General features: G+C 34.3%; 10 protein-coding genes. 1 reads left to right on the top strand and 9 read right to left on the bottom strand.

Annotated features, from left to right (window positions below):
- Positions 1–118 precede the first annotated feature (118 nt).
- The 9 genes from acs to FBFL15_RS09045 form a co-directional block, all read right to left on the bottom strand.
- The gene (gene acs / locus FBFL15_RS09085; protein ID WP_014084315.1) at positions 119–2,026 is read right to left on the bottom strand and encodes an acetate--CoA ligase; all 1,908 of its coding nucleotides are present in this window, start codon (positions 2,024–2,026) and stop codon (positions 119–121) included.
- A 36-nt stretch (positions 2,027–2,062) separates the two neighbouring features.
- On the bottom strand, positions 2,063–3,958 hold the full coding sequence (locus FBFL15_RS09080) for an acetate--CoA ligase (RefSeq protein ID WP_014084314.1): 1,896 nt from the start codon (positions 3,956–3,958) through the stop codon (positions 2,063–2,065).
- Between the two features lie 30 nt (positions 3,959–3,988).
- The gene (locus FBFL15_RS09075; protein ID WP_014084313.1) at positions 3,989–4,351 is read right to left on the bottom strand and encodes a response regulator transcription factor; all 363 of its coding nucleotides are present in this window, start codon (positions 4,349–4,351) and stop codon (positions 3,989–3,991) included.
- Positions 4,348–7,059, bottom strand: a complete 2,712-nt coding sequence (locus FBFL15_RS09070) for a sensor histidine kinase (RefSeq protein WP_014084312.1) — start codon at positions 7,057–7,059, stop codon at positions 4,348–4,350. Before FBFL15_RS09070 ends, FBFL15_RS09075 begins: the two co-directional genes overlap by 4 nt.
- Positions 7,052–7,246 (bottom strand): hypothetical protein, encoded by a 195-nt coding sequence (locus FBFL15_RS09065; RefSeq protein WP_014084311.1) that lies wholly within the window; start codon positions 7,244–7,246, stop codon positions 7,052–7,054. The genes FBFL15_RS09070 and FBFL15_RS09065 overlap by 8 nt, the downstream gene beginning before the upstream one ends.
- A 56-nt stretch (positions 7,247–7,302) precedes the next feature.
- Positions 7,303–7,530: a DUF6814 family protein gene (locus FBFL15_RS09060; RefSeq protein WP_014084310.1), complete on the bottom strand. Its 228-nt coding sequence runs from the start codon at positions 7,528–7,530 to the stop codon at positions 7,303–7,305.
- A gap of 36 nt (positions 7,531–7,566) precedes the next feature.
- Positions 7,567–9,135, bottom strand: a complete 1,569-nt coding sequence (locus tag FBFL15_RS09055; RefSeq protein WP_014084309.1) for an MFS transporter — start codon at positions 9,133–9,135, stop codon at positions 7,567–7,569.
- 50 nt (positions 9,136–9,185) lie between these two features.
- Complete coding sequence (locus FBFL15_RS09050; RefSeq protein WP_014084308.1) at positions 9,186–10,475, bottom strand: hypothetical protein; 1,290 nt, start codon at positions 10,473–10,475, stop codon at positions 9,186–9,188.
- A 104-nt stretch (positions 10,476–10,579) separates the two neighbouring features.
- Complete coding sequence (locus tag FBFL15_RS09045; protein ID WP_014084307.1) at positions 10,580–10,999, bottom strand: IS1/IS1595 family N-terminal zinc-binding domain-containing protein; 420 nt, start codon at positions 10,997–10,999, stop codon at positions 10,580–10,582.
- A 341-nt stretch (positions 11,000–11,340) separates the two neighbouring features.
- Between FBFL15_RS09045 and FBFL15_RS09040 the strand changes: the two genes are divergently transcribed.
- Positions 11,341–12,507, top strand: a complete 1,167-nt coding sequence (locus tag FBFL15_RS09040; RefSeq protein ID WP_014084306.1) for a proline dehydrogenase family protein — start codon at positions 11,341–11,343, stop codon at positions 12,505–12,507.
- Positions 12,508–12,538 lie beyond the last annotated feature (31 nt).

Raw genomic sequence — 12,538 nt, 5'->3', positions numbered from 1 at the left:
ATGTAAGTCTTGTGTTTGTTATAAAAGTTATGAGATTTCACATGTAAATATGAAAAAAAACCGATTTGCTAATTACAAATCGGTTTTTAATAAAACATAAAATAAGATTTAAAAAAGATTAAAGTTTGCCGTCTTTAATTTCATCTACAATTTCAGGATTTAATAATGTGGTAATATCACCAAAATTAGAGAAGTCGCCTTCGGCAATTTTTCTCAATATTCTACGCATGATTTTACCAGAACGTGTTTTTGGTAATCCAGAAACGAATTGAATTTTATCCAATTTGGCAATAGGACCAATGTGGTCTGACACGTGTTGGTTGATTTCTTTGGCCAAATTATCTCGGTCTCTATTTTCGCCAGATTCTTTAAGTATTACATAACCATAAAGGGCGTTTCCTTTGATGTCGTGAGGGAAACCAACAATGGCAGACTCGGCCACTGCAGGATGTTCGTTGATGGCATCTTCGATAGGAGCAGTACCCAAGTTGTGTCCAGATACTATAACGACATCGTCCACACGACCAGTGATTCTATAATAGCCCACTTCATCTCTTAAAGCTCCATCACCTGTAAAATATTTGCCTGGGAAAGCACTAAAATAGGTTTCTTTATATCGTTGGTGGTCGCCCCAAATAGTACGGGCAATTCCAGGCCAAGGGAACTTAATACACAAGCTACCCGTTACTTGGTTGCCTTCTATTTCATTACGTTTTTCGTCCATCAATACGGGTTGAATTCCAGGTAACGGCAACGAGGCATAAGTAGGTTTTGTAGGTGTAACAAAAGCCAAAGGTGCAATCATAATACCTCCCGTTTCGGTTTGCCACCAAGTGTCCACTACAGGGCATTTTTTGCCACCCACATGGTCGTTGTACCAGTGCCAAGCTTCTTCATTAATTGGTTCGCCCACAGATCCAATTACTTTTAAGGATGCTAGAGGGAATTTTTGTACATAATCCAAACTTTCTTTGGCTAAAGCACGAATGGCAGTTGGAGCAGTATAAAATTGTGTAACTTTGTGTTTTTCAATTACTTCCCAAAAACGGCTGAAATCAGGGTAAGAAGGTACTCCTTCAAAAATTACCGTGGTAGCTCCGTTTAACAATGGCCCGTAAAGGATGTAAGAGTGTCCTGTAATCCATCCAATATCGGCAGTACACCAAAAAATATCATCGTCTTCGTATTTGAAAACATTTTTAAATGTATATGCTGAATAAACCATATAGCCAGCAGTTGTGTGTACCATTCCTTTTGGTTTTCCTGTAGAACCAGAGGTATAAAGGATAAACAATGGGTCTTCTGCGTCCATAATTTCGGCCACGTTATTGTCCATTGCAGCTTCCAAAAGTGGCTCTACCCATTGGTCTCTGCCTTCTTTCATGTTTACAGCGGTATGGGTTCTTTTGCAAACCAATACTTTTTCAACACTTGGACAACTGTTTAGGGCTTCATCTACAATACCTTTCAAATCAATAGATTTGTTGCCTCTGTATCCACCATCTGATGTAATGACCATTTTACATTCGCTGTCCATAATTCTTGATGCTACTGCCGAAGAAGAAAATCCAGCAAATACCACAGAATGAATAGCTCCAATTCTGGCACAAGCCAATACAGATACGGCTAATTCAGGAATCATTGGCAAATAAATACAAACTCTATCGCCTTTTTTGATGCCTTGTTCACGCAATACATTGGCCATTTTAGATACTTTTACATACAATTCGTTGTATGAAATGTGTTGAGCGGCTTCGTCTGGATTGTTTGGTTCAAATATAATGGCAGTTTTATCGCCTCTTTTGGCTAAATGTCTGTCAATACAGTTTTTTACGATGTTTACTTTAGCCCCTTTAAACCATTCGATTTTGGCTTCGGCCATATCAAATTCCATTACTTTGTCGCATTGTTGGTACCAAGTAAAGTTTTCTTCGGCTATTTTGCCCCAAAATTTTCTTGGTTCTCTAATAGATTTGTTATAATGCTTGAAATATTGTTCTAAATTATCAATTGTATAGTAACTCATTTTTAAAATATTTATTTGATGTGTAAAATTAATGTATTATTTGAAAAATCCAATTTTATTTTTTTGTAAAACTGCTTTTATTTCATCAATAATAGCAGGATCGTCTATTGTAGAAGGTACCTGAACATTTTCGCCATCGGCAATGCCTCTCATGAGTTTTCTCAATATTTTTCCAGATCGTGTTTTAGGCAATCTGTCCACAATTACAACATTGCGAAGCGAAGCAACTGCCCCAATTTGGTTTCGTACCAATTTTACTACCTCTTGTTCTAATTGAAAATGTTCGATAACTTCGCCATGTTTGGTTACTACAAGAGCCAGCGGATTTTGTCCTTTTAATTCGTCGTTTATACCAATCACAGCACACTCTGCAACCGATGGATGAGCAGCCACAGCCTCTTCCATATCGGCAGTAGAAAGGCGGTGTCCCGCTACATTTATCACGTCATCTACACGACCTGTAATATAAATATACCCCTCTTCGTCTTTAAATCCACCATCGCCAGAGAAGTAATAGCCTGGGAAAATACTTAAATAACCATCTACAAAACGGCCATTATCTTTCCATAAATCCAATAATGCTCCAGGAGGCAAAGGCAGTTTTAGGACCACAAATCCTTCTTGATTTGGACCTAATTCGTCGCCACTTTCGCTAAAAATTCTAATGTCATATCCAGGAACAGCTTTTCCAACAGAGCCTGGTTTTATAGGTAAATATTCAACCCCCATTAAATTTGCAATCATGGGCCATCCAGATTCTGTTTGCCACCAATGGTCAATAGCAGGAACCGGAATGTGTTGTTGGTACCATTCTAAAGTAGCTACATCACATCGTTCGCCAGCTAAAAACTGGGTTCTCAATGAACTTAAATCAAATTTTTTGATAAACTCGCCATTAGGATCTTCTTTTTTGATGGCACGAATAGCAGTTGGTGCCGTAAACATGGTGCTTACTTGATGCTCTTCAATGATTCTCCAAAAAGTTGAAGCATCTGGAGTTTTGATGGGTTTTCCTTCAAAAATAATGGTAGTATTTCTATTAATTAATGGCCCATATACAATATAGCTATGCCCCACAACCCAGCCTACATCCGAGGCCGCCCAAAATACTTCATCGGGTTTTGAGTTATAAATTTTTTCCATCGAAAATTTAAGAGCTGTGGCATATCCACCAGTATCTCTTACAATTCCTTTTGGTTTTCCTGTAGTTCCAGAGGTGTATAAAACATACAATGGATGGCTTGCCGCTACGGGTACACAAGGGGTTTCTTCTGAGCCATAAACCAAGGCATCATAATCAACATCATATTTTTTGAAAGGAATTTTGGCTCCTAATTTTCTATTCAATATTACCACTTTTTTAGGTTTGTGAGATGCCAATTCTATTGCTTCGTCCACCAAAGGTTTGTAGGCAATTAATCTTTCGATTTCAATTCCAGACGATGCAGTAATGATGCCTCGAGGCTTGCAATCGTCTATTCTAACAGCCAATTCATGTGGCGCAAAACCTCCAAAAACTACAGAGTGCGTAACCCCAATTCTTGCACAAGCCAGCATTGCAAAAGCAGCTTGAGGAATCATTGGCATATATATAACAGCAGTATCTCCTTTTTTAAATCCTAAAGAAAGTAAACCGCCAGCAAGTTTGGCAACTTCAGATTTTACTTCGGAAAAAGTATATTTTTTGATGGTTTGCGTAACGGGTGAATCATAAATAATGGCAGTTTGATCTCCATATCCGTCTTGAATATGCTTGTCGATGGCCAAATAACAAACATTCAGTTCACCATCTTCAAACCAAAGGGGGTACCCATTGTCGTCTTTAGATAAAATAGTGCTTGGTTTGTTAAACCATTCAATATTGTCCGATTGCTCTTTCCAAAAAATTTCTGGATTGTCAACACTTTCAGAATAGAAATTTTTGTAATTCATTTTTTTGTTTTAATTTTTGTTGTTTGTTTATTAATTTAATAGAAATTGTACTTGTTCTACTAACTTTTTTATAGAAAAAGGTTTAAGCATATATAAATTAGCACCTAATGATAGCCCTTTTTCAATATCTTTTTCTTTATTTTTTGCAGTTAGAAATATGACTTTGCAATTTTCTAAACTTTTATTTTTTTTAATTTGTTCCAATGTTGCATATCCATCAACCATAGGCATCATGATGTCGAGAATGATGAGGTCTGGAAGCTGATTTTCTAATAAATCTAAGGCTTCCTGTCCATCTCTGGCAATGAATACTTCAAAATTATTTTTTTTGAAAGTATATTCAAGCGACATGATGATGTTGGGTTCGTCATCAACGATTAATATTTTTTTCATGTTTTATTTTTTTCTAAAGTGATATAATTGGGCAATGTAAATGAAAAAGTAACACCTCCAGTTTCATTGTTTTCGGCCCAAATTTTTCCTTTATGATGTTCAATAATTTGTTTACAAATGGCTAAACCCAACCCACTTCCAATCGGTTTTTTGACATTTTGATTTCGAGCCTGATAAAATTTATCAAAAATGGCTTCAAAATCTTCTGGATTAATTGGTTTTCCATTGTTATATATTTGTATTTCTATATGATCTTTTTTTTCTTTGATGCTGATGATAATCATTCCAAATGTGGGCGAACAAAATTTAATTGCATTAGATAATAAATTGTTGACCACTTGTATTATGCGTTCTTCATCATAAAAAGCTTTTATTTCGTGGTTTTCATCATTAAAATGAACACTTATATTTTTATTTATAATCAATTGATTGACAGATGCCAATGTTTTTTTAATGGTTTTGACAATATTATTTTTGGATAAATATATTTTTTGTTTACCCGTTTCAAATTTTTCCAAATCCAATATTTTATCAATCAATCTATTCAAACGATCAGATTCTGAAATGATGTTTTGCAAAAATTGTTTTCTTATTTCCTCTGGTACATCATCATCGTCATGCAAAATTTCGCTGGCTGCTCTTATGGCTGTTATGGGGGTTCGCAATTCGTGTGTTACAGTATCTAAAAATTCGTCTTTTTGAATGTCTTTGTTAATCAATTCTTGATTGGCAATTTTCAACTGATTGGAAATTTTAGTCAATTCATTTGAAGCTTCAATCAATTTTTTGTTTACTATAATATTTTCCTTGGACTCTTCCAATATATTCAAAACCTCTGTAAAGGAAATTTTATCTTCTTTAACAACGCTTGATATCAATATTCTGGCCGAGGCAGTTCCAATGTGTCCTGTTAGTAAATTTTCGGCAAATTTAATAAAACGAGCATCGGCCATAGTTTCGCCTTTATTGATGTTGTACTTTACATTAAAAATGCTTAATGCCCTTTTGGTTCTTTCTACACCCAAAAAACGTTCTAATACTTTCTGAATATCAGATATATAAGCGGTTCCTTTCCAAATAAATGCATCTTCGTGGTTTGATATATAACGGTTGATATCTACAAACATTTCGGCATAATTTCGTTCTCTATAATTGCCTTTAAAACTTACAGAAATGGCTAAATAGCTCAATATATTAAAGAAAAAACTCCAAAATACTGCATGTGGGATAGGATCTAAATAATTTAACCCAAACAATTGAAATGGTTTTAACAAAGCAATACTCCAAGGCCCATCCTGAATAAAGTGACTCGTTGATTTTGAAATGCCAATGGTGTATGGTACAATTAAGGTATAAACACAAATTAAAAAACCTAAAAGAATACCTATTATGGCACCTTTTTGAGAACCTCTTCGCCAAAACAAAGCTCCAAAAAAAGAAGGAGCTAGTTGTGCAATAATTACAAACGATACCAATCCGATTGATACCAACGAATAATCAACAATATAAAACCTATAAATGATATAGGCTAATATTATTAACGAAAAAATACCTACTTTTCTACTGATGATAATTCGTTGATTGTTTTTGTCTTGCGATACATTTTCTAGCGATCCTATAAAACCATAAGGAATTAAAAGATTGTTTGTAAGCATAGTTGAAAGTGCAATTGACGAGACAATAATCATTGAAATAGCCGCAGAAAAACCACCCAAAAAAACCAATACAGTTAAAATATTGTTGTTAAAATGTTGTGGGATAAGCAACGAAAAAGTATCAGAGTTGAACCCTTTACCTTCAAATAAAATGTTGCCTCCCCAAGCTATTGGAAAAACAAAAATATTAAACAAAAGCAAGTAAAGCGGAAACAACCAAATGGCGGTTTTGATGTGAGATTCTTTATTGTTTTCGACAATTGTAGTTTGGAATTGTCTGGGCAACAAAAAAATGGCAAACATAGAAAGAACACACAAGAAAAACCAATTGATTGCGTTGGATAGTCCTCCAATTGTATTTTTTTTATCAAAATTTTTAAGAACGGAAGCTTTGATGTAAATGTCTTCAAAGCCATCATATACAAAATAGGTTACATAAATACCTATGATTAAAAAAAAGACCAATTTCAAAATAGATTCCATGGCCACGGCCGTTACAATACCACGACGTTTTTCGGAAGCATCCACATATCGAGTGCCATAATACGAAGCAAAAAGTGCCAAGGTTAGACAAACATAAGTGGTGGTATCACTAAATATCAATGAATTAGACTGTGTTTTGGTAACTATATGAAATGTTTCAGATATAGACTTGAGTTGCAATGATATGTATGGAAGGATTCCAACGATACATATCATGGTAACTAAAGCGCCAAGAAATCTGCTATTTCCATATCGTAACGAAATAAAATCGGCAACACTAGATATTTTATTTACTCTCGAAATTCGGATAATTTTTTTTAATATAATCAACCAAACAGGAACAATCATTATGGGACCCAAATAAATGGGTAAATAATTTAAACCCGAATTGGCAGCTACTCCAATGCTTCCATAATATGTCCAAGCAGTACAATATACGGCAAGCGAAAAAGAATAGATATATGGATTGTTAGTCCATTTGGTTTGACTTCTTTTTTCTGCCCAATAAGCTATATAAAATAGAATAGACAGGTATAAAGCCAAAATAATTAAAAGGCCAAGGCTACTCATTGTATTTTTTGATAATTAAAAAAGTAAAACCAATAGAAAAGAGCCAAGCCGAAAAAATATAAATGATGACAACAGGAAAACCTAAAAAAGGTTTTGAACTGTCAAATAACAGTACAAGAGGCATATTCAATGCTAAAATAACGAGCACTGATAAAATAATGAGCTTTTGTTGGTGTCTTTTTTTCATTTATATTAAATAAAACAATCCCTACATTGCTGTAGAGATTGTTTTGTGATAAAAATTTATTCTTCTAAGTTGTTGTATTCTCCAGATAATGAGTACCATCCAAAGATTCCTAATCCACCAACAATAATTGGTGCCAATACAAAACTGTAGATAATTGCAGGAATCATGTCTTCTGGTTTTCCTGATTTGAATTTTGGAATTGCTTGATCAACTAATAAGAAGTAGGTAGCAGCTAATCCAAGGATAATCCATACGATGCCTAATAATTTTTTTATGGAGTTCATAATTTTTAATTTTATAAGTTATAAATATTTTTTTGATTAGTTTTTATGAGCAGAACTTTTACCATCTACATAAATAACTCCGATTACAAAACATACAGCACCAATGATGATTGGATACCAAAGTCCTTGTAAATATGGTTCGGCTACTGGCAATGCTTCACCAGCTGCAGTGGCTGCTTCGTTGGCTTTTGTAGCGGCTGCCACAAGAGATGTAGCTACTGCTGGCAATAATCCTCCAAAAATTCCATTTCCGATGTGATATGGCAATGACATAGAAGTGTAACGGATTTTTGCTGGGAACATTTCAACCAAGAAAGCTGCAGTTGGCCCGTAAACCATAGTTACTAAAAAGATTTGAATGAATACTAACCAAACCAAAGTCCATTTGTCTGAATCATTGATTTTAACAGTTTTTTTGGTAACTGCTTTTACTTTTCCATCATCGCCCAATTTGGCTTTTCCATTTTCTAAAGTTACAGTTTTAACTTCTTTATAAGTAGCACCATCGGTAAACTCTTTTGTAGTTGTATAAACAGAATCCATTGCTTTGTCTTTGTTTTCTTTCAACTCAGCTAATTTAACTGTTTTTTCAACGATTTCAGTTTTGTTTTTGATGTTTGAAGTTTCGTACATCGCTCTATAAACTGGTCTGTATATCACCACAGCAATTAACATTCCTACAAGCATCAACCATTTTCTTCCAATTTTATCAGATAACCATCCAAATACTACAAAGAAAGGAGTAGCCATCAAAATAGCATACATCATAATATCTCCAACTTGGTCTGATACACCCATTACTTTTTCGATGAAACTCATGGCATAAAATTGTCCAGTGTACCAAACAACACCTTGCCCCATAACGATTCCAAATAAAGCTAACAATACAAATTTGAAGTTCAATTTGTTACCAAAACTTTCTTTTAATGGATTTGTAGAAACTTTACCTTCAGCTTTTACTTTTGCAAACTCAGGAGATTCTCCCATGTTTTTACGAATCAAGTACGATACAAAAATCATCAAGATAGATACCCAAAACGGTACTCTCCAACCCCAATCTTCAAAAGCTTCTTTACTCATAGAGGCTTTGGTACTCATGATAACTAAAAGAGAGATAAACAATCCGATAGTAGCCGTAGTTTGAATCCAAGAAGTCCAATATCCTCTTTGACCTGTTCCAGCATGTTCTGCCACATAAGTAGCAGCACCACCATACTCTCCACCAAGAGCCAAACCTTGAAGCAAACGAAGGATTAATACTAATGTAGGAGCCATAAATCCAATAGTAGCATAACTAGGAATACATCCAATTAAGAAAGTAGCACCCCCCATTAACACTAATGTTACCATGAAAGTATATTTACGACCAATCAAATCGCCTAAACGACCAAAGAACAATGCCCCAAACGGACGAACTACAAATCCAGCAGCAAATGTTGCTAGTGTTGATAAGAATCCCGCAGTTGGATTGTCTGTTGGGAAAAACTTAGTTGAAATAATAGTAGCTAAACTACCAAAGATGTAAAAATCATACCATTCGATCATGGTACCTACCGAAGATGCCCCGATTACTGACCACAAGGAGCTTTTTTTATTCTCTTCCATAATGTTAATGTATTTAATTTAATTTAGTTGGTTTATTTTTAATATTTTTATTAGAAAGTATATACACAAGATAACATAGTTCTAAAATTGCTTACTGATGTAGTAGCACCTGTTACTTTTCCAAAAGCATCTGAAGCGCCCCAATCTGCTGAAGTTAATTCTAATTCTGGTGAAATTCTAAATTTATTTTTCTTAAAATCTACTCTTCCAGAAAGTCTCCATACGTTATCTACCATTCTGGCACCGTTTACACCAATTCCTCTTCCATAAGCCACTGTTCCTGCGTTGTCTGCACCATTATTCTTTGTTGTACCAAAGAACAATCCTGGAGCCACAGATTTACCATTACTTGCAATATCAATCCAAAAAGCAGTTGCTTTTGTAGCTTCGTATGTTTCAATTCCATTAGTTGTAGAACCAATATATCCACCAAGCATTACCATATTGAACATGTTGCCACCAGATATTCCATAAGCTTTGATGGTAATTTTGTCGTTTGCATACTTTCCATATCCATAAAATGTAGTGCTATTGGCTTTTTTAGTTGTCATCATTTTACTTGTACCAGTTAAACCATTGTCGGTTCTTGGTTGTAATGATTTGTATTCAATACCAGCTCCTAAAAATAAGTTTTTATTTTTATATTGCAATTGTGCATTTAAAGATGGAAGTGCAGAATTGATAGATGCCGAGTTTTGTGTTCCAGGGCCAGAAGTTGTAAATTCTCTTTCTTTATAAGCTGTAAACACAGCAGCAACATCTTTACTTAAACTTTGTTTCAATCTTACTTGTGATGCCCATCCAAAAGGATTAAACATAATTCCTGTACTAAAGTTAGCTACTCCAGGAAATACTTCAGGAATAAAAGTCGGATACCAAGTTTGACCCATTGTCAAAGAGGTTTTTTTCCAATCTAATTGAGCATACGCATGACGTAATCTTAATAAACCAACTGATGAAGAATTTGCAGCTGCATTTTCAAAGTTTCCAAAGAAATCTCCTTCTAAAGTAGCACTCACTTTTGCTCCCCATACATCTGGTCCTTTGGCTTTTACTCCTAGTCTTGATACAACAGATAAAAAGTTTGATTGCCCAACAGCATTAGCGTCTTTACCATCTCCACCATTGATTGACTCGTCCAATGGATATAAATTCAAATGATCCTCTCTTACTTGAGCAGATTTTCGGGTATCCCAAATATAGTCTGTGCGAACAAATCCATACCAAGAAAGGCTATAATCATTTGCCGCAGGTGCAGCAGCTGGAGCAGCTGGAGCTGTTTGCGAAATTCCTTTTAGAGACGCTAAACCTGCTAAAAGTACTAAGTAACGTTTTTTCATTTTAAAAATTTTTAGTTATTGTTTTGGTTTGTTTTAACAGTGCCAAATTCAACATTTTTATTTATTAAAAAAAAAGATATATATTATTTTGTAAAATGATATAGTTAATCCTTGAAACGTTCCCATTTTATTAGCATAAACTTGTCCCCAAGCTCTGTAATTATCATCCCCGCACCAGACAATTGTTCCTTCTTTTTGATGAATTCAACCAACTCTGTATGGTTAAATATCTTATAAGTGGGGTGGTAGTTGCCATGAGACGGTTTTTTGATCTTAAAAGCCTTTACCCAATTGCTTATCGTAACGTGTGAAACCCCTATAATACGCTCAATTTCACGGTAACTAAGCCCCTCCAAATAGAGTTGTAACGATTTTGTAACATAGTAATCATCTATCTTTTTCCCTAGTTTATTTACTGTAAAATAATAATTACACTTTTTGCATAAGTACCTTTGTTTGCTATTAATTACACCACTTTTAGACAACGTAGTGTTTTGACATTTTGGGCAGGCTAAAATCTCCATGTATATAAATTTTGCATAAATATATTAATTTTGCAAATATACAAAAATAATATTCTCAATGATTTAATTTTATTTTTATTGAACAATTAATTTTTTGTGCTTTTTATTGAATATTGTTAAATAATTTTGCAAAAATATCAAATTACATCGTTTATGACGTTCCTTTATTAACAATAATTGATTTTTATGCAATATTTTTTAAATCCTTATTTTTTTTCATTTTATTTTTATTATCAAAAATTAATTCGACTATTCATTTCATTTTTATCAACCGAAATCGTTTGAATTGTTGCAATTATTTAAAAAACATCTTTATATTTGTTGTTACAATAATATATTTTATGGAAAAAATTTTTGATAACACCCAAGTTGCCTTTGCACTAAAGAGTGATACAGCACTCGAAAGAGCTTATTTTTTATTCAAAATGATCGACAGCCAACCACTAGTTCGCATTGGAACTGCTGTAACAAACTTTGCTTTAAAAGCAAATTTACCCGTAGAAGGTTTGATTAGAGCCACCGTTTTTGACCATTTTTGTGGTGGAGTAAATGAAAATGATTGTTTGCCCGTTGTCGATAAAATGTATGCTAAAGGAGTTTCATCTGTTTTAGATTATTCTGTTGAAGGCAAAGAAGACGAACAGCATTTTGACGATGCCATGAATATGACCCTCAAAATCATTTCTTTTGCCCAAGAAAAAAAATCCATCCCATTTGCCGTTTTTAAACCAACAGGCTTTGGAAAATTTGAATTATATGAAAAAAAAGGGGCCAACATTCCTTTTTCTGACGAAGAAAGTGCGGCATGGGATAGGGTAGAAGCCCGTTTTCAAAAAGTTTGTCAGGCCGCATTTGATCATGATGTTGCTCTATTGATTGATGGTGAAGAATCCTGGATGCAAGATGCTGCAGATGCATTGGTCGAAAAAATGATGGTACAATTTAATAAAAATAAAGCATTGATATTCAATACTTTACAAATGTACCGTTGGGATAGAATGGATTATTTAAAACAATTACATGAAAAAGCAAAAGCACACCATTTTCATATAGGTATGAAACTCGTTCGAGGTGCTTATATGGAAAAAGAAATCCAACGTGCTTTAGACCATCAATATCCATCGCCAATTTGCAGCTCAAAAGAAGCCACAGACCAAAATTATGATGCAGCAGTTGCTTACATGATGGCACATTTGGATACAATGGCTATTTTTGCAGGCACCCATAACGAAATTTCGTCCTATAAATTAATGGATTTGATGCAACAAAACAACATTCCAAGCCAATCTACAAAAATTTGGTTTGGTCAATTGTATGGTATGAGCGATAATATTTCTTATAATTTAGCTGCAAATGGCTATCATGTAGCAAAATATTTGCCTTTTGGCCCCGTAAAAGATGTTATGCCCTATCTGATCAGACGGGCAGAAGAAAATACATCGGTGGCAGGTCAAACCAGTCGTGAATTGAATTTGATTAAAACAGAACGCAATAGGCGTAAAAAATAAACACCAACAATTATAGAGCCTTTGTATATCA

Source organism: Flavobacterium branchiophilum FL-15 (genome assembly GCF_000253275.1).
In the GTDB taxonomy this organism is placed as follows: domain Bacteria; phylum Bacteroidota; class Bacteroidia; order Flavobacteriales; family Flavobacteriaceae; genus Flavobacterium; species Flavobacterium branchiophilum.
The sequence above is the reverse complement of the archived record's forward strand: the minus strand, read 5'-3'. Positions and strand labels throughout refer to the sequence as shown.